The organism is Zoogloea sp., from assembly GCF_041914405.1.
In the GTDB taxonomy this organism is placed as follows: domain Bacteria; phylum Pseudomonadota; class Gammaproteobacteria; order Burkholderiales; family Rhodocyclaceae; genus Zoogloea.
This window is the reverse complement of the sequence record NZ_JAYSDK010000008.1, coordinates 85,809-105,006: the sequence shown is the minus strand read 5'-3', so window position 1 is coordinate 105,006 and position 19,198 is coordinate 85,809. Positions and strand designations below refer to the sequence as shown.

The following is a 19,198-nucleotide window of genomic DNA, read 5'->3' as shown; positions in this document are numbered from 1 at the left end:
CTACAGCCGGGTTTGCCGGACGCGCCGGCCTCAGGCTATAATTAGAAAGTTTCTTACGGGATGGCCTTCAGGGCGATCCCGTTTTTCATGTGTAGCCCGGCTACGCATGCAAGTCGTTCAATCACAAGATTTCGAGGAGTTCGCCGTGTCAGCTTTCCCGCCCGCCATTCTTGTTCTTGCCGACGGGACGGTGTTCTACGGCAAAGGCATCGGGGCTATTGGTGCAACCGTCGGTGAGGTGGTGTTCAACACCTCCATGTCCGGCTATCAGGAAATCCTCACCGACCCGAGCTACTGTCGCCAGATCGTCACGCTCACCTATCCCCATATCGGCAACACCGGCATCAATAAGGAAGACTGCGAGGCCTCCAAGGTCTTTGCGTCTGGCTTGGTGATTCGTGATCTGCCCTTGGTGGCGTCTAACTGGCGTAGTGAGCAGTCGCTTGATGCCTATCTCAAGGCCGAGAACATCGTCGCGATCGCCGGCATCGATACCCGCAAACTCACGCGCATCCTGCGTGAGAAGGGCGCACAGAGCGGCTGTATCGTCACAGCGGCGACGGCTGCCGAACTGAACGTGGAGTCCGCGCTGGCGCAGGCCCGGTCCTTCCCGGGGCTTGCAGGCATGGATCTGGCCAAGGTCGTGTCCGCGACCGAATCTTACCCCTGGACGGATGGCGAATGGCGACTGGGCACCGGTTATGCGGCCCAGGAAAATCCGCGCTTCCATGTTGTCGCCTACGACTATGGTGTCAAGCGCAATATCCTGCGCATGTTGGTGGAGCGTGGCTGTCGTCTGACGGTTGTGCCGGCCCAGACCTCCGCTGCGGAAGTGCTTGCGCTCAATCCCGACGGCGTCTTCCTGTCCAACGGGCCTGGCGATCCGGAGCCCTGTGACTACGCCATCGAGGCGATCCAGCAGGTGCTTGCGAAGGGTATTCCGACCTTCGGCATCTGCCTGGGTCACCAGCTGCTCGCACTGGCATCTGGCGCCAAGACCATGAAGATGAAGTTCGGCCACCACGGTGCGAACCATCCGGTCAAGGATCTCGATTCCGGTCAGGTGCTGATTACCAGCCAGAACCACGGTTTTGCCGCCGACGCCGCGACCCTGCCCGCCAACGTGCGAGTGACCCACGTGTCGCTGTTCGATGGCAGCCTGCAAGGTCTGGCGCGCACCGATGTGCCCGCCTTCTCCTTCCAGGGGCACCCGGAAGCCAGTCCCGGTCCGCACGACGTGGCTTACCTGTTTGACCGATTCATTGCGCTGATGGAGGCGAGGAGCTGAAGCCGATCGTCACGGTGGTGCGCCGCGACGCACCAGTTCTCGATCAACCGCTTTCCAGTCTCTGAAGAACCATGCCCAAACGTACAGACATCAAGACCATTCTCATCATCGGCGCCGGCCCGATCATCATCGGCCAGGCCTGTGAATTCGACTACTCCGGCGCGCAGGCCTGCAAGGCATTGCGCGAAGAGGGTTACAAGGTCGTGTTGGTTAACTCCAATCCGGCCACCATCATGACGGATCCGGAAACGGCCGACGTCACCTACATCGAGCCGATCACCTGGCAGGTCGTTGAGCGCATCATCGACAAGGAGCGCCCGGATGCCGTGCTGCCCACGATGGGGGGGCAGACTGCGCTCAACTGCGCTCTCGATCTCGCCCGCAACGGTGTGCTCGAGAAGTACGGCGTTGAGCTGATCGGCGCCAAGGAAGAGGCCATCGACAAGGCCGAGGACCGCATGAAGTTCAAGGATGCCATGACCAAGATTGGTCTTGGTTCTGCGCGGTCCGGCGTTGCTCACAGCATGGAAGAGGCCCTGCAGGTGCAGGCAGATATCGGCTTTCCGGTCATCATCCGCCCGTCCTTCACCCTGGGCGGCACCGGTGGTGGCATCGCCTACAACCCGGAAGAGTTTGCGGAAATCTGCAAGCGTGGCCTGGAGGCATCGCCGACCAATGAGCTGCTTATTGAAGAGTCGCTGATTGGTTGGAAGGAATACGAGATGGAAGTGGTCCGTGACACCGCGGACAATTGCATCATCGTCTGCTCCATCGAGAACCTGGACCCAATGGGCGTGCACACCGGTGACTCCATCACCGTGGCCCCGTCCCAGACGCTGACCGACAAGGAATACCAGATCCTGCGCAACGCCTCCATCGCGGTGCTGCGCGAGATTGGCGTAGATACCGGTGGCTCCAACGTGCAGTTCGCGATCAACCCGAAGGACGGTCGCATGATCGTCATCGAGATGAATCCGCGCGTGTCGCGTTCTTCCGCGCTGGCCTCCAAGGCGACCGGCTTCCCGATCGCCAAGGTGGCGGCCAAGCTGGCGGTGGGTTACACGTTGGATGAGCTCAAGAACGACATCACCGGCGGTGCGACGCCGGCATCGTTCGAGCCCTCGATCGACTACGTCGTCACCAAGATCCCGCGCTTCGCCTTCGAGAAGTTCCCGATGGCCGATTCGCGCCTGACCACGCAGATGAAGTCGGTGGGCGAGGTGATGGCCATGGGCCGCACCTTCCAGGAATCCTTCCAGAAAGCCCTGCGTGGCCTGGAAGTGGGCGTGGACGGCATGAACGAGAAGACCCAGGACCGCGAAGTGCTCGAAAAAGAGCTGGGCACGCCCGGCCCCGAGCGCATCTGGTACGTGGGCGATGCTTTCGCCCAGGGCATGAGCGTGGAAGATGTCTTCGCGCTGACCAAGATCGACCGCTGGTTCCTGATCCAGATCGAAGAGATCGTGAAGATCGAACTCGAACTGGAGCGCCACCGCCTGAACGACCTGAGCGCCGACGAACTGCGCACGCTCAAGAAGAAAGGCTTCTCGGACCGCCGCCTGGCCAAGCTGCTCAAGAGCACCGAAGGCGATGTGCGCGCCCGCCGCCACAGCTTGGGCATCCGACCCGTGTACAAGCGCGTGGACACCTGCGCCGCCGAGTTCGCCACCAACACCGCCTACATGTACTCGACCTACGAGGACGAGTGCGAGGCCGCGCCCACCGACAAGAAGAAGATCATGGTGCTCGGCGGCGGGCCCAACCGCATCGGCCAGGGCATCGAGTTCGACTACTGCTGCGTGCACGCGGCGCTGGCGCTGCGCGAAGACGGGTACGAGACCATCATGGTCAACTGCAACCCGGAAACCGTGTCCACCGACTACGACACCTCGGATCGCCTGTACTTCGAGCCGCTGACGCTTGAAGACATCCTCGAGATCGTCGCTGTCGAGAAGCCTGTTGGCGTCATTGTTCAGTTCGGCGGTCAGACCCCGCTGAAGCGTGCTCGCGAGCTTGAAGCCAACGGGGTGCCCATTATCGGTACCAGCCCGGACATGATCGACGCGGCCGAAGACCGTGAGCGCTTCCAGAAGCTGCTGTTCGAACTGGGTCTGAAGCAGCCGCCTAACCGCACCGCCCGTACGCCGGAAGACGCTGTCCGCCTGGCGGCCGAGATCGGCTACCCGCTGGTGGTGCGCCCGTCCTACGTGCTGGGTGGTCGGGCGATGGAAATCGTCCATGAGCAGAAGGACCTTGAGCGCTACATGCGCGAGGCCGTCAAGGTCTCCAACGATTCCCCGGTGTTGCTCGACCGCTTCCTGAACGATGCGACCGAAGTGGACGTGGATGCCTTGTCCGACGGCAAGCGTGTCATGATCGGCGGCATCATGGAGCACATTGAGCAGGCGGGTGTTCACTCCGGTGACTCGGCTTGTTCGCTGCCCCCCTACACGCTGTCACAGAAGCTGCAGGACGAACTGCGTCGCCAGACCGAAGCAATGGCCCGTGCGCTGAACGTATGCGGCCTGATGAACGTCCAGTTCGCGATCCAGGGCGAGGGTGATGACGCGGTGGTCTACGTGCTCGAGGTGAACCCCCGTGCATCCCGGACTGTTCCGTTCGTTTCCAAGGCTTGCGGCCTGCCGTTGGCCAAGATCGCCGCCCGTTGCATGGCTGGCCGCAGTCTCGATGACCAAGGCGTTGCCGGCGAGGTCGTGCCGCCGTATTACGCCGTGAAGGAGGCCGTGTTCCCCTTTGTCAAGTTCCCGGGTGTGGATACCATCCTCGGACCCGAGATGAAGTCTACCGGTGAGGTCATGGGCGTCGGCCGCACGTTTGCCGAGGCCTTCGTGAAGAGCCAGCTCGGTGCGGGTGTGCGTTTGCCGACTTCCGGTAGGGCCTTCATCAGTGTCAAGCACACCGACCGTCCGAAGGCGGTCGAGGTGGCGCGGGAGCTGATCGATCTGGGCTTTTCGGTTGTTGCGACCCGTGGCACCGCCGCCGCGATTTCCGCTGCTGGCCTGGCCGTTTCCGCGGTCAATAAAGTGAACGAAGGTCGTCCGCACATTGTGGACATGATCAAGAACAACGAGATCAGCCTCGTCATCAACACGGTTGAGGAGAAGCGTCAGGCCGTTACCGACTCTCGCTCTATTCGGACCAGTGCGCTGGCCGCGAAGGTTACGGTTTACACGACCATCGAAGGTGCGCGGGCGGCCTGCATGGGTATGCGTCATCTGGCGGGGCTTGAGGTCTATTCCCTGCAAGGCCTTAATGGCGAGCTGGTGAAGGCATGAACAAGGTACCGCTGACCGTTGCTGGTGCAGAGCAGTTGCGCCAGGAGCTACACCGCCTAAAGACTGTTGATCGTCCGGATGTCATTGCGGCGATCGCCGAGGCGCGTTCCCATGGAGACCTTTCCGAAAATGCCGAGTACGACGCGGCCAAGGAGCGGCAGGGGTTCATCGAGGGACGCATTCGCGAGGTGGAAGGCAAGCTCTCCAATGCCCAGATCATCGACCCGAAGTTGCTGGATGCGGATGGTCGTTGTGTCTTTGGTGCCACAGTCGAACTCGAGGATCTGGATACCGGTGAAACGGTGACTTACCAGATCGTCGGTGACGATGAGGCGGACATCAAGGCTGGCAAGATCGCGATCAGCTCTCCGATTGCACGGGCGCTGATCGGCAAGTTCGCCGGCGATGTAGCTGAAGTGCAGGCTCCGGGCGGTGTGCGTGAGCTCGAGCTGATCGACGTTCGTTACGAGTAATCAGTCCTCATGTCCCGACTGGCGGAATACGTCTACAGCACCCTGATCACTCTGTGGGTCGGGGCGCTGTGGGCGATCGGCTATCTTGCCGCCCCTACGCTGTTCCGTTTGCTCGACGACAGGATGCTGGCTGGACGCTTGGCGGGGGAAATGTTCACCTACGTGGCCTGGCTCGGAATCGCTTCAGCCTGCTACCTGTTGGTGTTCGTGGCCCTGCGCAAGAATGGTGCAGCCTTCAAGAATGGCGTGTTTTGGCTGGTTTTTCTGATGTTGTTGCTGACCCTGGCGGGCTACTTTGGCATCCAGCCGATACTTGCGCAACTCAAGGCCGATTCTTTTCCGCGTGAGGTGATGGAAAGCGCCCTGCGTAGCCGTTTCATGGCTTGGCATGGCGTTTCCAGTGTCGTCTATCTGGTGGAAAGCCTGCTCGGTTTGTTGTTGGTGGTTTGGCAGGGCAAGGGTTTACGTTGATGGTCGAGGCTGCTCAGGCGTCGTCAGAATGGCGCCGAGGCCCTTTGCCAGGTGCCGAGAACCAGTAATCCTTCTTCGGGCCGGCTTTTTTCTTCAGGGATGCCAGGCCGCGATGGGACGACAGAGCCTTAGCAGACTTTGCCTTGGCGATCGACTTCTTCGGCTTGTCCAATCCCGGTGCTTTGGAGGCTTCCTGTTCGCGCTTCTCCCGCCAGACGATCAGGGTCTTGCCGATATGTTGGACGGCTGCAGCGCCTAATTCAGCGCAAACAGTCGTGAGAATGGACTCGCGAAGAGCGCGATCATCACCATAGACGCGGATCTTGATCAACTCGTGAGCCTGCAGGGCGTGATCGATTTCCTTGAGCACCGCGGGTGTCAGCCCGTTACCGGCAATACTGACCACGGGATTAAGGTGGTGCGCTTGCGCGCGAAATGCGCGACGCTGCGCTGGCGAAAGTTCAATCATTTTGCAACTCATTGAAAAAAGGGCGTAATTGTACCGCGATGAAACGTAGCAAGACCAGTAAATCGTGGATGATGGAGCATGTGAATGATCCATTCGTGCAACGCGCCAAGTCTGAGGGGTGGCGTGCCCGGGCGGCCTACAAGCTCATGGAAATCGACGAAAAAGACAAGTTGATCCGTCCGGGCATGGTGGTCGTCGACTTGGGGGCGGCGCCAGGCTCGTGGAGTCAGGTTGCCATCGGAAAGGTTGGAGAGCGGGGACGGGTCTTCGCCCTTGATCTGCTGCCGATCGAACCCATCAACGGGGTCGTCTTCATGCAGGGTGATTTCCACGACGAGGAGTTCGTGGTCCGTTTCGAGGCCCAGCTGGAAGGCCGGGGTGTGGACCTAGTGATGTCGGACATCGCTCCGAACATTTCTGGCATCCCTACCAGCGACCAGGCGCGCTCCATCCATCTCGCCGAGCTTGCACTGGAGTTCGCCCGGCAGCACCTGAGTGCGGGGGGCAAGTTTTTGGTGAAGGTGTTCCAAGGGCAGGGGTTCGACGAGTTCCGCCGGGAGGTCGAGCGAACCTTCAAGTCGGTCGTCGTTCGCAAGCCGCAAGCGTCGCGAGGGCGCAGCTCTGAAGTGTATTTGCTGGGCAGTAGCTTGCGGGCTTAGGGCGAGCTGGCCATTGCTTCAGGCTATGGTTACGATCATTTGATCCTGCGAACGATCAGACATAGAATCAGTCAACTAGGCTGTGGCCCCAGTCGGGCTTTCAAGGAATCGTTTTGAACAATCTATTCAAGAATCTCGCGATCTGGTTGGTGATCGGCGTCGTTTTGATGACGGTCTTCAACCAGTTCAACAATCGTCAGGCGGCCCAGAATTCGGTCGAGTACTCCCAGTTCATGGAGGACGCGAAGCAGGGCAAGATTTCCAAGGCGGTTGTGGATGGGCGCACCGTACGTGCCACGACCCAGGATGGTCGCCAGATCACCGTGTACACGCCGGGCGTTCAGGATATCTGGATGGTTGGCGACCTGATGCGTTATGGCGTGAAGGTCACGGCTTCGAAGCCAGAGGAAGAGCAGTCCTTCCTGATGAACATCTTCGTATCCTGGTTCCCGATGATCCTGCTCATCGGTGTGTGGGTGTTCTTCATGCGCCAGATGCAGGGTGGCGGGCGGGGCGGGGCGTTTTCCTTCGGAAAATCAAAGGCGAAGATGCTGGACGAGACCGCCAATACGGTTACCTTTGCGGATGTTGCGGGTTGCGATGAAGCCAAGGAGGAGGTCGGGGAACTCGTCGAGTTTCTCCGCGACCCGTCCAAGTTCCAGAAACTGGGCGGTCATATTCCTAAGGGCGTGCTGATGGTTGGCTCCCCGGGTACCGGCAAAACCTTGTTGGCGAAAGCGATCGCGGGCGAAGCCAAAGTTCCGTTCTTTTCGATTTCCGGTTCCGATTTCGTGGAGATGTTCGTCGGTGTCGGTGCCGCGCGTGTTCGTGACATGTTCGAGCAGGCCAAAAAGCAGGCACCGTGCATCATCTTCATCGATGAAATCGATGCGGTGGGGCGTCAGCGGGGCGCTGGTCTTGGTGGCGGCAACGATGAGCGTGAGCAGACCCTGAACCAGTTGCTTGTTGAAATGGATGGTTTCGAAGGTGTGTCGGGCGTCATCGTAATCGCAGCGACCAACCGTCCTGATGTACTTGACCCGGCTTTGTTGCGTCCGGGCCGTTTCGATCGTCAGGTCGTGGTTCCGCTGCCAGATATCCGGGGGCGCGAGCAGATCCTGCGCGTTCATATGCGCAAGGTTCCGATTGCTCCGGACGTCGATGCGTTGATCCTCGCTCGTGGTTGCCCGGGCTTTGCCGGTGCGGACCTCGCCAACCTTGTGAACGAGGCGGCGCTGTTTGCTGCGCGTGGTAACAAGCGGCTGGTGGATATGGATGATTTCGAGCGTGCCAAGGACAAGATCATGATGGGCGCCGAACGCCGGTCCATGGTCATGCCGGAGGAGGAGCGTCGGAATACGGCGTATCACGAATCGGGTCATGCGATTGTTGCCAAGTGCTTGACCAAGACCGATCCGGTCCACAAGGTCACTATTATTCCGCGCGGCCGGGCACTTGGTGTGACGATGCAGTTGCCAGAGCAGGACCGCTACAGTCAGGATCGCGAGCGGCTGCTGCAGACCATTGCGGTCCTCTTCGGCGGACGGATTGCCGAAGAGATCTTCATGAATCAGATGACGACGGGCGCATCGAACGACTTTCAGCGAGCGACGGATCTGGCTCGCCGGATGGTGACGCAGTGGGGGATGTCCGACAACCTCGGGCCGATGGTATACGGTGAAGAGGAGGGTGAGGTTTTCCTCGGACGCTCCGTCACGACGCATAAAAACATGTCTGAGGCGACGCTCCAGAAGGTCGACGCCGAGATCCGTCGGATTCTGGATCAGCAGTACGCGCTGGCTCGACGCCTGATCGAGGAAAGTCGGGACAAGGTTGAAGCGATGACGGCGGCGCTGCTCGAGATGGAAACCATTGACGCGGATCAGATTGACGACATCATGGCGGGACGCACACCGCGTCCTCCCAAGCCCTCGTCCCAACCCCCGAAGCGCCCGAGTGATGACAGCACGGGGGCCGCGCCGACGGCTGCGGCGCCTGCTGCCTGAGTTTCAGGTTTCCGGTTTGATTGCGGGCCGGCTCTTGTGAGCCGGCCCTTTTATTTAAAGAGAAGATATGTCTTCAGTACTCGTTTGCGGCCGGTTCGAAGTGGACCTCGACGAACCGCGGATCATGGCGATCATCAATGTGACGCCCGACTCCTTTTCAGGGCCTGGCTACTTGAGCCGGGATGCAGCACTGCGGGCTGCCGAGCAGGCTGTTGCCGAAGGCGCCGATTTTCTTGATATTGGTGGCGAGTCATCACGTCCGGGGGCGCAGTCCGTCTCTGAGCAAGAAGAGTTGGATCGCGTGCTGCCGGTTGTCGAAGCTCTTGTGCCTCTAGGTCTACCAATCTCTGTAGATACGGTGAAGTCTGCGGTGATGCGTGAGTCCATCGCCGCCGGTGCGGACATGATCAACGACATCGCCGCGTTTAGGGCTCCCGGTGCGCTGGAGGCGGTGAAGGACAGCAAGGTTGCCCTGTGTGTGATGCACATGCAGGGAGAGCCGGGCACAATGCAAGTTTCGCCGTCTTATGGCGACGTCCTGCAGGACGTGCGGTCTTTTCTGGATCAACGGGTTGGCGTACTGCGGAAGGCGGGAGTTGCTGTGGAGCGGATCGTCGTGGATCCGGGTTTTGGCTTTGGGAAGACGCTCGCTCACAATGTGGCCTTGCTTAAGGCTTTGGCGCTGTTGAGGGATGATGGATTCCCGCTTCTCGTCGGAATGTCCCGCAAAACCATGCTGGGAGAGATCAGCGGCCGGCCGGTGGGGGATAGATTAGTCATTGGTGCTGCCGCAGCCCTAGTGGCGGTGCAGAACGGCGCCAGAATTGTGCGAACGCATGATGTGGGGGCCACGCGTGATGTCTTGCGTTTGTGGGATCGACTTCGCTGATTGCCTAGCGCATGCGGGCGAAGCACCATTAACGCCTTTGTGATCAGGTACAAACGGGGGAGCGATGTCTCGACGTTATTTTGGAACGGATGGCGTGCGCGGTCGTGTCGGCGAACTGCCGATTACACCGGATTTCTGTCTGCGGCTTGGATATGCTGCCGGCAAGACATTGGTTGCGCACGAGCAGTTGCGTCAGGGAGAGCGTCCTGCCGTGATCATTGGCAAGGACACCCGCATTTCGGGGTACATGCTGGAGTCGGCTCTGGAGGCCGGCTTTTCCGCGGCTGGTGTGGACGTCTATCTGGCAGGCCCCTTGCCGACGCCGGCGATTGCCTATCTGACCCGTGCGCTACGCCTCCAGGTGGGCGTGGTGATTTCAGCATCTCACAATCCATTCGAAGATAACGGCATCAAGTTCTTCAGTGCCGCGGGCACCAAGCTGCCGGATGCCGTGGAGTTGGAGATCGAAGCGCGTCTTGACGAACCGATGGGGTGTGAACCCTCTGCGTTTTTGGGCAAGGCGCGCCGAATCGACGACGCAAGAGGGCGTTATGTCGAGTTCTGCAAGAATACATTCCCCAATGAGCTGGACTTGCGAGGCCTGAAGATTGCGCTGGATTGTGCGCATGGGGCTGCATACATGGTTGCGCCGAAGGTCTTCCATGAGCTGGGGGCTGAAACTGTATTGGTTGGTGTGGAGCCTAATGGCACCAATATCAATGACGGTGTGGGTGCGACAGCGCCTGCCAGTATCCGCGATGCCGTGCTCAAGAGCGGCGCTGATCTCGGGATCTCCCTCGATGGGGACGGTGACCGTATTGTGATGGCGGATGCCGAAGGCAATATCTACGACGGAGACAAGTTGCTCTACGTCATCGCCAAGGCCGCTTGTCAGGCTGGCGTTCGTGGCGGGGTCGTCGGTACCTTGATGAGCAATCTAGGTTTCGAGCATGCGATTGGCAGGCTGGGCTTGCCTTTCGCCCGTGCCAAGGTTGGCGATCGATATGTGCTTGAACTGATGCACGAGAAGGGCTGGCGCATTGGCGGGGAAAATTCCGGGCACATCATCTGCCTGGACCGGCACACGACCGGTGATGGAATCATCGCTGGGCTTCAAGTGCTGGCAGCGCTTCGCCAGCAAGCGGTGTCGCTGAAGGAGATGTGCGCTGATCTGGAGTTCTATCCGCAGCGACTCATCAACGTCCGCATCAATCCGGGGTTTGTCTGGACGGAGTCCGACGAAATCAGGCTTGCTGTCGACATAGCGACCCGTGAACTTGGGTCGCAGGGCCGCGTGCTTCTGAGGCCATCGGGAACGGAGCCGTTGTTGCGGGTCATGGTCGAGGGTAGTGATGCGACGGTCGTCGATCGTATCGCTCACGGATTGGCGGAGGTCGTGCGCAGTGCGGCAATGTGACATGCTGCATCGCAACATGTCACAAATCTGAAATTTTCCAATCGTAGAATTCGATCTGTCCCGAGAGTGCATGTGTGCTTTTGGTGTGGTTGGTTTGTGTATATCCAGCTGTTTCGCAGTTCGTCTCTACGATGGAGAATTTCATGCAAGGTTTCGTTCGTGCCTGTTCGTTCGTTGTCGCTCTGGGGGGTGCCGCCGTCGTTCAGGCCGCCGATATCACCGGTGCTGGCGCCACTTTTCCATACCCCATCTATTCCAAGTGGGCTGAGGCCTATAAGGCTAAGACAAGTGTCGGTCTGAACTACCAGTCCATTGGCTCTGGCGGTGGCATCAAGCAGATCAAAGCCAAGACGGTTGATTTCGGTGCTTCGGACATGCCGCTTAAGGCGGAAGAGCTTGAGAAGGATGGGCTGGTGCAGTTTCCGGCTGTCATCGGCGGTGTTGTTCCCGTTGTTAATCTGGATGGTGTCGCACCTGGCAGCATGAAGATGACGGGAGCGCTGCTTGCCGATATCTACCTCGGCAAGGTCAAGAAGTGGAACGACCCGGCGATCGTCGCCCTTAATGCCGGCGTAAAGCTGCCGGACGAAAACATCACCGTGGTTCGTCGCGCCGATGGCTCTGGTACCACCTTCCTTTTCACCAACTACCTTTCCAAGGTGAGTGTGGAGTGGAAGGATAAGGTTGGAATGGGTACTGCTGTCCAGTGGCCGGAAGGTGTTGGCGGCAAGGGCAATGAAGGTGTGGCTTCCTATGTTCAGCGCATCAAGGGCGGTATCGGCTACGTGGAATACGCCTACGCCAAGAAGAACAAGATGATCCACCTGTCCCTCAAGAACAAGGCAGGCGAGTATGTGCAGCCGGATGACCTGACCTTCCAGGCTGCCGCTGCGTATGCCGAGTGGAGCAAGGTTCCGGGTTTTGGTGAGATCCTGACCGAGCAGCCTGGCAAGACCAGCTGGCCGATCACTGGTGCGAGCTTTGTGCTGATGCATAAGGTGCAGGCAGATGCGGCCAAGGGTGCTGAAGTACTGAAGTTCTTTGACTGGGCTTTCAAGAGCGGCCAGAAGACTGCCGAGGAGTTGGATTACGTGGCATTGCCTGCCGCCCTCGTCAAGCAGATCGATGCTGCGTGGCGTGCGAACCTGAAGGATGCTTCGGGTCACCCGGTTTGGAAGTAAGCAGTTCCAATTAGACGGGATGGATGAGGGGCGGAGCCGCCGCTCGTCCATCCGTTTTGTTTGCTAGATTTAAAACGGTAAGCTGCAATGTCTTCCAATAGTTCTGTGTTAGGCGCCGGCGGTGCGGCGGCCGGCGGTGTTGCCGGTCTTGCTGAATCCGTGTCGGGTGTAAAGCAACCCGAGCCGCCGAAGGATCGCATGCGTGCCCAGCGTTTCCAGGATGCGTTGTTCCATCAGACCACGCGTTTCTTTGCGTTCTCCGTTCTGGCAATTCTGGCGGCAATTCTCGGCTCTTTGCTTTATGGCGCATGGCCAGCAATCAAGGAATTCGGTTTCGGTTTTCCGTTCAGTTCGGAGTGGAATCCGGTTACCGACAAGTTTGGTGGCCTCATTTCCGTATATGGAACCCTTAGCACCTCCATTATCGCGCTGGTTGTTGCCATTCCCGTTAGCTTTGGAATCGCGGTGTTTCTGACTGAGCTGTGTCCGCCTGCCTTGCGTAGCCCGCTGGGCATTGCCGTCGAGTTGCTGGCGGCTGTCCCGAGCATCATCTACGGCATGTGGGGATTGTTTGTCTTTGCGCCTCTGTTTGCTGATTATGTCCAGCCGGCGCTGTCTATGACGCTCGGTAATATCCCTTTTGTGGGGAGCTTGTTTCAGGGGCCGCAGAACGGTATCGGTATCCTCTCGGCTGGTTTGATTCTGGCCGTGATGGTTATCCCCTTCATTGCATCTGTTATGCGGGATGTGTTCGAAGTCGTGCCCGGGATTCTCAAGGAGTCGGCCTACGGCCTTGGGGCCACGACCTGGGAGGTTGTCTGGAACGTCGTGTTGCCATACACGCGTGTAGGTGTAATTGGCGGGGTGATGCTTGGCCTGGGGCGCGCACTGGGTGAGACGATGGCAGTCACCTTTGTGATTGGCAATGCCCACCGTATCAGTCCATCACTGTATGAGGCTGGCAATAGCATCGCCTCTACGCTGGCCAACGAGTTTGCCGAGGCTGCATCGGATCTGCACGTTGCTTCGCTGATTGAGCTAGGGCTCATTTTGTTCTTCGTGACTTTTGTCGTGCTGGCGCTCTCGAAGCTGCTTCTGATGCGTCTTGGTCGCATGGAAGGGGAGAAAACCTGATGATTGATTCGTCCGCTCTTTATCGGAAGCGCGCGCGTACAAACCGGATTGCGTTGGTTCTCTCGATGCTGGCGATGGGCATCGGAATGGGCTTTCTCGCCTGGATTCTCATCGTGCTGCTCTACAAGGGGGTTGGTGCGCTGAGCTTGAGCTTGTTTGTCCAGCCTACGCCTGCTCCGGGCTCCGAAGGGGGGCTTTCCAATGCCATTATTGGCAGTGTGATGATGGTTGGTGCCGCTACATTCATTGCCACGCCGATTGGTATTCTGGCGGGCATTTATCTGTCCGAATACGGCCGTAAAGGCTGGCTGGCGCCTGCCACCCGTTTCATCAACGACATTCTTTTGTCTGCGCCTTCAATTGTGATTGGCGTATTCATATACACCGTGTATGTAGCGCAGGTGCAGCACTTCTCGGGGTGGGCGGGTTCGCTGGCGCTGACGCTCATTGCAATTCCGGTGGTGGTCAGAACGACGGAGAATATGCTCAATCTTGTTCCGGCTAGTCTCCGCGAGGCAGCGGCCGCGCTTGGGGCGCCGCGCTGGAAGGTGGTGCTTCATGTGGTGCTGCGCGCTGCCAAGGCGGGCGTCCTGACCGGCATTCTCCTGGCTCTGGCGCGGGTTAGTGGGGAGACGGCACCGCTCCTGTTTACTGCTCTGAACAACCAGTTCACCAGCGTGGACCTGAATGCGCCCATGGCCAACCTTCCGGTTGTCATCTTCCAGTTTGCTATGAGCCCGTATGAAAACTGGAATTCGCTCGCCTGGGGTGGTGCGGTCATCATTACTTTTGGGGTGCTGTGCCTGAACATCGTTGTTCGCACCTTGTTCCGCAAAAAGATCTAGGAAATTCATCATGCAATCTTCTGCAGTAACCGCGCGTGACATGTCTTTCTCGCAGTTGCGGGGCGAGCAAATGTCGCAGGCGACGGGGTCGGAGCAAGCTCCGAAAATCCGCATCCGTAATCTCGACTTTTTCTATGGATCCTTCCAGGGGCTGAAGCATATCAATTTGGATATCCATGAAGGTATGGTTACCGCCTTCATTGGCCCTTCCGGCTGCGGTAAGTCGACGCTGTTACGCACGCTCAACCGGATGTACGATCTTTACCCGGGACAGAGGGCGACTGGCGAGATCCTTCTGAACGGCAAGAATGTGTTGGATCCTAATCAGGACGTGAATGCACTGAGAGCCAAGGTTGGGATGGTGTTCCAGAAGCCGACGCCGTTTCCGATGTCGATCTACGAAAACATTGCTTTCGGTGTTCGCCTTTACGAGAGCCTTTCGCGGGCTGACATGGACAACCGCGTTGAGTGGGCTTTGCGTAAGGCTGCGCTGTGGGATGAGGTGAAGGGGAAGCTGAACCAGAGCGGGCTGTCGCTGTCCGGTGGGCAGCAGCAGCGTCTTTGCATTGCGCGTGGCGTTGCGGTCAAGCCGGAGGTCCTGCTTCTTGATGAGCCGACCTCGGCTCTCGACCCGATCTCCACTGCCAAGGTCGAGGAGCTCGTGCACGAACTGAAGAGCGAGTACACGATTGCCATCGTGACCCACAACATGCAGCAGGCGGCACGGGTGTCTGACTATACCGCCTACATGTATCTTGGGGAGCTGGTCGAGTTTGGCCTTACCGATGAGATCTTCATCAAGCCTAAGCGTAAGGAAACCGAGGACTACATCACGGGGCGCTTCGGTTGACGAGTTCGTCGCCAAGGTAAGATCGGAAGGCCGGCACATGCCGGCCTTTTTGACGTTTTGATGTCGTGAAGATAGAATCGAAAAATTTAGCCTGGTGCCTAAGGTGAGGAAAAAGCTCGTAGTTGGCAACTGGAAGATGAACGGCAGCCGTGCCCAGAATGAGGGTCTTCTTTCTGGGTTGCTGGAAGAGGATGTGGGGGGCAGGATTGATGTGGCTGTTTGTCCGCCTTTCCCGTATCTGGAGCAGGTCGGGCGAGCATTGGCGGGTGCTCGGATTTCGCTCGGCGCACAGAACGTCAGCGCTTTTGATGCGGGGGCTTATACCGGTGAAGTGAGTCCGTCAATGCTCGCGGATCTCGGTTGTGACTGGGTGATCGTTGGGCATTCGGAGCGTCGTAGCCTTTTTGGTGAGACGGACGAGGTTGTGGCAGCCAAACTCAGGGCAGCGCTGGCGGCAGGCTTGAAGCCGATCCTGTGCGTGGGGGAGACCCTCGCGCAGCGTGAGTGTGGTGAGGCTGAAGTTGTTGTCGGAGCTCAGGTGGCGAGTGTTGTGGAGGCCTTGGGTGTTGCGGCTGCAGCTGAGTTGGTGGTGGCTTACGAGCCGGTATGGGCAATCGGAACCGGTCGTGTGGCGTCACCGGATCAGGCTCAGGCCATGCACCGTTTTATTCGGGGGCGACTGGAGGCTGCGGGCGTTGCTGCGGCTGGGGTGCGAATTCTCTACGGCGGCAGTGTGAGTGCGGAGAGCGCGCCGACACTGTTTGCTCAGCCCGACATCGATGGGGGTTTGGTGGGCGGTGCGTCCTTGGTGGCGGCGGCTTTTTCGGAAATTTGTCGTGCGGCGGCTTTGGTTGCGGCATAGGTTATCTAGCTGGAGATTTTGATGAGTGGTGTGTTTTTTTCTGTGGTACTCGTTGTGCATGTGCTTGCAGGGCTTGGCGTGATTGGTCTGGTTCTCATGCAGCATGGCAAGGGGGCTGATATGGGGGCCGCTTTTGGCAGTGGTGCATCCGGAAGTCTCTTTGGGTCGTCTGGGTCTGCTAATTTTCTGAGTCGCACGACTGGCATTCTTGCTGCGGTGTTCTTTGTGACCAGCCTTAGTCTTAGCTATCTTGCCGGCCAGAAGGTGCCTGCAGCAAAGAGTGTGATGGATGGTGTTGCTCCGGCTGCTGCCCCTGCGGTGCCGGCGGCGGGAGAAAGTCAGGACTCTAAGTCCAAGGACATTCCCCGATAAATCAAAGTAATGCTTGGCGCTGGGGGGTGATTGCCTTATAATTTCCGGCGTCAAACAAACAGCCGACGTGGTGAAATTGGTAGACACGCTATCTTGAGGGGGTAGTGGCGAAAGCCGTATGAGTTCGAGTCTCATCGTCGGCACCATAGATTAAGCTAGTCGCCCGCGAATGCGGGCGTTTGCTTGCAGGCGGCACTAATCACTGCTTGCGGTTGCGGGGGTCAGGTATGTTGGAAGTATATTTTCCAGTTCTTGTTTTTATCCTGTTTGCGGCTGCGTTTGGTTTGATTCCTATAGTCGCAGGCTGGGTTCTCGGTCCCAGTAAGCCTGATGCTGAAAAGCTCTCTCCCTTTGAGTGCGGCTTTGAGCCTTTTGAAGATGCGCGTATCAAGTTTGATGTGCGTTACTATCTTCTGGCCATTCTTTTCATTCTGTTTGATCTCGAAATCGCATTTCTTTTTCCGTGGGCAACCATTCTTCGGGAGATTGCGGAAAACGAAAGCATCCGGCTTTTCGGGTTTTTCGAGATGGTCGTCTTTCTCGGTATTCTGCTTCTGGGCTATGTCTATGTCTGGAAAAAGGGTGCTCTGGACTGGGAATAAATTGTCCGGTTGCCTTGGGCGGTGAATTGTTGCTTGAAGGGTGTCTATGAGTATCGAAGGTGTCTTCAAGGAAGGGTTTGTAACCACTTCGCTTGATACGGTAATCAACTGGACTCGCACGGGTTCCCTGTGGCCGATGACCTTCGGTCTCGCTTGCTGTGCGGTTGAGATGATTCATGCCGGGTGTTCCCGCTATGACCTTGACCGTTTTGGAGTGGTGTTTCGGCCTAGTCCGCGTCAGTCTGATCTGATGATTGTTGCAGGCACCCTTTGCAACAAGATGGCCCCCGCTCTGCGTAAGGTCTACGACCAAATGTCCGAGCCTCGTTGGGTTATCTCGATGGGGTCTTGTGCGAACGGTGGCGGCTATTACCACTATTCGTACTCCGTCGTCCGTGGCTGTGACCGGATTGTTCCGGTTGATGTTTATGTGCCTGGATGTCCTCCTACCGCCGAAGCGCTGCTTTATGGAATTGTTCAGCTGCAGAACAAGATCAAGCGCGAATGCACGATTGCTCGCTGATTGCTGACCATCATGAGTGAGAAACTTGAGCGCCTCAGCCAGTCGCTGGCAAACCGATTTGGTGAGCAGCTGAAGCAAGTCGTCGTCGACCGCAATGAGGTGACGGTGGTTGTTGCAGCTGCTGATTATTTGTCCGTCGCTCAGGCGCTTCGGGATGACCCCGAGTTCCGCTTCGAGCTGTTGGTTGACCTGACAGGTCTGGACTATTCGTCCTATTCCGGTGTTGAAGCGCCTGCGCGCTTCGCGGTCTCGGTCCACCTTCTTTCCGTCAGCAATAACCAGCGCCTTCGCCTGCGTACCTTTGCTGAGGACGATTCTTTCCCTGTCCTGCAATCCTTGGTCGAATTGTGGCCCAGCGCCAACTGGTTCGAGCGGGAAGCCTTCGATCTGTTCGGTATTACCTTTGTGGGTCACCCGGACCTGCGTCGGATCCTTACTGACTATGGTTTTGTTGGTTATCCCTTCCGAAAGGATTTTCCTGTTACGGGTTACGTGGAAATGCGCTACGACCAGGAGCTTGGGCGGGTAATTTACCAGCCGGTGACGATCGAGCCGCGGGAAAATACGCCACGTATCGTGCGTGACGAGAACTATGGGAATGTCGGAAATGGCTGAGATCCGCAACTACACAATCAACTTCGGTCCTCAGCACCCATCTGCGCATGGTGTGCTCCGGCTGGTTCTTGAACTCGACGGCGAAGTCGTCGAGCGTGCGGATCCGCATATTGGCTTGCTGCATCGCGGCACCGAGAAACTCGCCGAAACGCGCACTTGGGTGCAATCCGTTCCTTACATGGATCGTCTCGACTATGTGTCGATGATGTGTAATGAGCATGCTTACTGTATGGCAATCGAGCGCCTGCTTGGTCTCGAAGTGCCGCTTCGTGCTCAGTACATCCGGGTTATGTTCGATGAGATTACCCGAATCCTGAATCACCTGCTTGCCGTGGGTACCCACGCTCTCGATATCGGCGCCATGACTATGGTGCTGTACACTTTCCGTGAGCGTGAAGATCTGATGGATGCTTACGAGGCCGTGTCCGGCGCGCGGATGCATGCGGCCTATTATCGGCCTGGCGGCGTTTACCGTGATCTTCCTGATCGCATGCCTCAGTACGAAGTCTCCAAGTGGAAGAGCGCCAAGACCGTCTCCGAACTGAATGAAAATCGGCAGGGCTCCTTGCTCGATTTTCTGGAAGATTTTGCCAATCGTTTTCCGAAGTATGTTGACGAATACGAGACGCTGCTGAGCGATAACCGTATCTGGAAGCAGCGGACTGTCGGCATCGGTGTCGTGTCCCCCGAAAGAGCGCTCGCTCTGGGTTTCTCCGGTGTGATGCTGCGGGGGTCGGGTATCGAGTGGGATATTCGCAAGAAGCAGCCGTACGAGGTTTACGACCAGTTGGATTTCGATATCCCGGTTGGTGTAGAGGGTGACTGCTATGACCGTTACCTGTGCCGTATCGAAGAGATGCGGCAGTCGAACCGTATTCTGAAGCAGTGTATCGACTGGCTGCGCAAGAATCCTGGTCCGGTCATCTCCGGCAACCACAAGGTTGCGCCGCCTTCCCGGGAGCGCATGAAGGGCAGCATGGAGGAGTTGATTCACCACTTCAAGCTGTTTACCGAAGGCATGCACGTTCCAGCTGGGGAAGTGTACGCGCCTGTAGAGCATCCGAAGGGTGAGTTCGGCGTGTACGCAGTTTCCGATGGCGCCAACAAGCCTTATCGCTTGAAGCTGCGCTCTCCGGGTTTTGCACACCTTTCCGCGATGGACGAAATGTCCAGGGGGCACATGATTGCCGACGTGGTGGCCATTATCGGCACCATGGATATCGTGTTTGGTGACGTCGACCGCTGA

19 protein-coding genes and 1 tRNA gene are annotated in these 19,198 nt (G+C 58.1%); 19 read left to right on the top strand and 1 reads right to left on the bottom strand.

Features of this window, described 5'->3' with window-relative positions; all coding sequences use genetic code 11:
* Positions 1-145 precede the first annotated feature (145 nt).
* From carA to ACE3RX_RS06990, 4 genes are all read left to right on the top strand, one after another.
* Complete coding sequence (gene carA, locus ACE3RX_RS07005) at positions 146-1,288, top strand: glutamine-hydrolyzing carbamoyl-phosphate synthase small subunit (RefSeq protein WP_374481733.1); 1,143 nt, start codon at positions 146-148, stop codon at positions 1,286-1,288.
* Between the two features lie 71 nt (positions 1,289-1,359).
* Entirely contained in the window at positions 1,360-4,584 is a 3,225-nt protein-coding gene (carB, locus tag ACE3RX_RS07000) for a carbamoyl-phosphate synthase large subunit (protein WP_374481731.1), read from the top strand.
* Complete coding sequence (gene greA / locus ACE3RX_RS06995; protein ID WP_374481729.1) at positions 4,581-5,057, top strand: transcription elongation factor GreA; 477 nt, start codon at positions 4,581-4,583, stop codon at positions 5,055-5,057. The genes carB and greA overlap by 4 nt, the downstream gene beginning before the upstream one ends.
* Before the next feature lie 9 nt (positions 5,058-5,066).
* On the top strand, positions 5,067-5,528 hold the full coding sequence (locus ACE3RX_RS06990) for a DUF4149 domain-containing protein (RefSeq protein ID WP_374481727.1): 462 nt from the start codon (positions 5,067-5,069) through the stop codon (positions 5,526-5,528).
* Positions 5,529-5,541: 13 nt separating this feature from the next.
* On the opposite strand, the gene ACE3RX_RS06985 is transcribed toward ACE3RX_RS06990, so the two are convergent.
* Positions 5,542-5,997, bottom strand: coding sequence for a YhbY family RNA-binding protein (locus ACE3RX_RS06985; protein ID WP_374481725.1), 456 nt, complete (start codon positions 5,995-5,997; stop codon positions 5,542-5,544).
* 38 nt (positions 5,998-6,035) lie between these two features.
* Here ACE3RX_RS06985 and ACE3RX_RS06980 point away from each other — a divergent pair, with 38 nt between their 5' ends.
* The 15 genes from ACE3RX_RS06980 to ACE3RX_RS06910 all read left to right on the top strand — a co-directional run bounded on the left by ACE3RX_RS06980 (position 6,036) and on the right by ACE3RX_RS06910 (position 19,198).
* Entirely contained in the window at positions 6,036-6,656 is a 621-nt protein-coding gene (locus ACE3RX_RS06980; RefSeq protein ID WP_374481723.1) for an RlmE family RNA methyltransferase, read from the top strand.
* A 113-nt stretch (positions 6,657-6,769) separates the two neighbouring features.
* Positions 6,770-8,662, top strand: coding sequence for an ATP-dependent zinc metalloprotease FtsH (ftsH, locus tag ACE3RX_RS06975; protein WP_374481721.1), 1,893 nt, complete (start codon positions 6,770-6,772; stop codon positions 8,660-8,662).
* 67 nt (positions 8,663-8,729) lie between these two features.
* On the top strand, positions 8,730-9,551 hold the full coding sequence (gene folP, locus ACE3RX_RS06970; protein ID WP_374481719.1) for a dihydropteroate synthase: 822 nt from the start codon (positions 8,730-8,732) through the stop codon (positions 9,549-9,551).
* A 64-nt stretch (positions 9,552-9,615) separates the two neighbouring features.
* The gene (gene glmM, locus ACE3RX_RS06965; RefSeq protein ID WP_374481717.1) at positions 9,616-10,968 is read left to right on the top strand and encodes a phosphoglucosamine mutase; all 1,353 of its coding nucleotides are present in this window, start codon (positions 9,616-9,618) and stop codon (positions 10,966-10,968) included.
* A gap of 143 nt (positions 10,969-11,111) precedes the next feature.
* A complete protein-coding gene (pstS, locus tag ACE3RX_RS06960) occupies positions 11,112-12,149 on the top strand; it encodes a phosphate ABC transporter substrate-binding protein PstS (protein WP_374481715.1) in 1,038 nt (345 codons plus the stop codon).
* An 87-nt stretch (positions 12,150-12,236) separates the two neighbouring features.
* The gene (pstC, locus tag ACE3RX_RS06955) at positions 12,237-13,283 is read left to right on the top strand and encodes a phosphate ABC transporter permease subunit PstC (RefSeq protein WP_374481714.1); all 1,047 of its coding nucleotides are present in this window, start codon (positions 12,237-12,239) and stop codon (positions 13,281-13,283) included.
* Positions 13,283-14,128 (top strand): phosphate ABC transporter permease PstA, encoded by an 846-nt coding sequence (gene pstA / locus ACE3RX_RS06950; RefSeq protein ID WP_374481712.1) that lies wholly within the window; start codon positions 13,283-13,285, stop codon positions 14,126-14,128. The genes pstC and pstA overlap by 1 nt, the downstream gene beginning before the upstream one ends.
* Positions 14,129-14,198: 70 nt before the next feature.
* Complete coding sequence (gene pstB / locus ACE3RX_RS06945; RefSeq protein ID WP_374481831.1) at positions 14,199-14,978, top strand: phosphate ABC transporter ATP-binding protein PstB; 780 nt, start codon at positions 14,199-14,201, stop codon at positions 14,976-14,978.
* Positions 14,979-15,081: 103 nt separating this feature from the next.
* Positions 15,082-15,840, top strand: a complete 759-nt coding sequence (tpiA, locus tag ACE3RX_RS06940) for a triose-phosphate isomerase (RefSeq protein ID WP_374481710.1) — start codon at positions 15,082-15,084, stop codon at positions 15,838-15,840.
* Positions 15,841-15,861: 21 nt separating this feature from the next.
* Complete coding sequence (gene secG, locus ACE3RX_RS06935; RefSeq protein ID WP_374481708.1) at positions 15,862-16,212, top strand: preprotein translocase subunit SecG; 351 nt, start codon at positions 15,862-15,864, stop codon at positions 16,210-16,212.
* A gap of 61 nt (positions 16,213-16,273) precedes the next feature.
* Positions 16,274-16,358 (top strand) — tRNA-Leu (locus ACE3RX_RS06930).
* Between the two features lie 81 nt (positions 16,359-16,439).
* Entirely contained in the window at positions 16,440-16,814 is a 375-nt protein-coding gene (ndhC, locus tag ACE3RX_RS06925; RefSeq protein ID WP_374481706.1) for an NADH-quinone oxidoreductase subunit A, read from the top strand.
* Positions 16,815-16,860: 46 nt separating this feature from the next.
* Positions 16,861-17,337 (top strand): NADH-quinone oxidoreductase subunit B family protein, encoded by a 477-nt coding sequence (locus tag ACE3RX_RS06920; protein ID WP_169145099.1) that lies wholly within the window; start codon positions 16,861-16,863, stop codon positions 17,335-17,337.
* Positions 17,338-17,349: 12 nt separating this feature from the next.
* Entirely contained in the window at positions 17,350-17,952 is a 603-nt protein-coding gene (locus ACE3RX_RS06915; protein ID WP_374481704.1) for an NADH-quinone oxidoreductase subunit C, read from the top strand.
* Entirely contained in the window at positions 17,945-19,198 is a 1,254-nt protein-coding gene (locus ACE3RX_RS06910) for an NADH-quinone oxidoreductase subunit D (protein WP_374481702.1), read from the top strand. The genes ACE3RX_RS06915 and ACE3RX_RS06910 overlap by 8 nt, the downstream gene beginning before the upstream one ends.

What these genes read in the sequence shown, in the direction of transcription:
- ACE3RX_RS06915 (WP_374481704.1), top strand. Translation starts at nt 17,350, where the DNA reads ATGAGTGAGAAACTTGAGCGCCTCAGCCAGTCGCTGGCAAACCGATTT.
- ACE3RX_RS06985 (WP_374481725.1), bottom strand. Translation starts at nt 5,997, where the DNA reads ATGATTGAACTTTCGCCAGCGCAGCGTCGCGCATTTCGCGCGCAAGCG.
- ndhC (WP_374481706.1), top strand. Translation starts at nt 16,440, where the DNA reads ATGTTGGAAGTATATTTTCCAGTTCTTGTTTTTATCCTGTTTGCGGCT.
- carB (WP_374481731.1), top strand. Translation starts at nt 1,360, where the DNA reads ATGCCCAAACGTACAGACATCAAGACCATTCTCATCATCGGCGCCGGC.
- greA (WP_374481729.1), top strand. Translation starts at nt 4,581, where the DNA reads ATGAACAAGGTACCGCTGACCGTTGCTGGTGCAGAGCAGTTGCGCCAG.
- folP (WP_374481719.1), top strand. Translation starts at nt 8,730, where the DNA reads ATGTCTTCAGTACTCGTTTGCGGCCGGTTCGAAGTGGACCTCGACGAA.
- ACE3RX_RS06980 (WP_374481723.1), top strand. Translation starts at nt 6,036, where the DNA reads ATGAAACGTAGCAAGACCAGTAAATCGTGGATGATGGAGCATGTGAAT.
- pstS (WP_374481715.1), top strand. Translation starts at nt 11,112, where the DNA reads ATGCAAGGTTTCGTTCGTGCCTGTTCGTTCGTTGTCGCTCTGGGGGGT.
- secG (WP_374481708.1), top strand. Translation starts at nt 15,862, where the DNA reads ATGAGTGGTGTGTTTTTTTCTGTGGTACTCGTTGTGCATGTGCTTGCA.
- glmM (WP_374481717.1), top strand. Translation starts at nt 9,616, where the DNA reads ATGTCTCGACGTTATTTTGGAACGGATGGCGTGCGCGGTCGTGTCGGC.
- ACE3RX_RS06990 (WP_374481727.1), top strand. Translation starts at nt 5,067, where the DNA reads ATGTCCCGACTGGCGGAATACGTCTACAGCACCCTGATCACTCTGTGG.
- ACE3RX_RS06920 (WP_169145099.1), top strand. Translation starts at nt 16,861, where the DNA reads ATGAGTATCGAAGGTGTCTTCAAGGAAGGGTTTGTAACCACTTCGCTT.
- pstC (WP_374481714.1), top strand. Translation starts at nt 12,237, where the DNA reads ATGTCTTCCAATAGTTCTGTGTTAGGCGCCGGCGGTGCGGCGGCCGGC.
- pstB (WP_374481831.1), top strand. Translation starts at nt 14,199, where the DNA reads ATGTCGCAGGCGACGGGGTCGGAGCAAGCTCCGAAAATCCGCATCCGT.
- ACE3RX_RS06910 (WP_374481702.1), top strand. Translation starts at nt 17,945, where the DNA reads ATGGCTGAGATCCGCAACTACACAATCAACTTCGGTCCTCAGCACCCA.
- pstA (WP_374481712.1), top strand. Translation starts at nt 13,283, where the DNA reads ATGATTGATTCGTCCGCTCTTTATCGGAAGCGCGCGCGTACAAACCGG.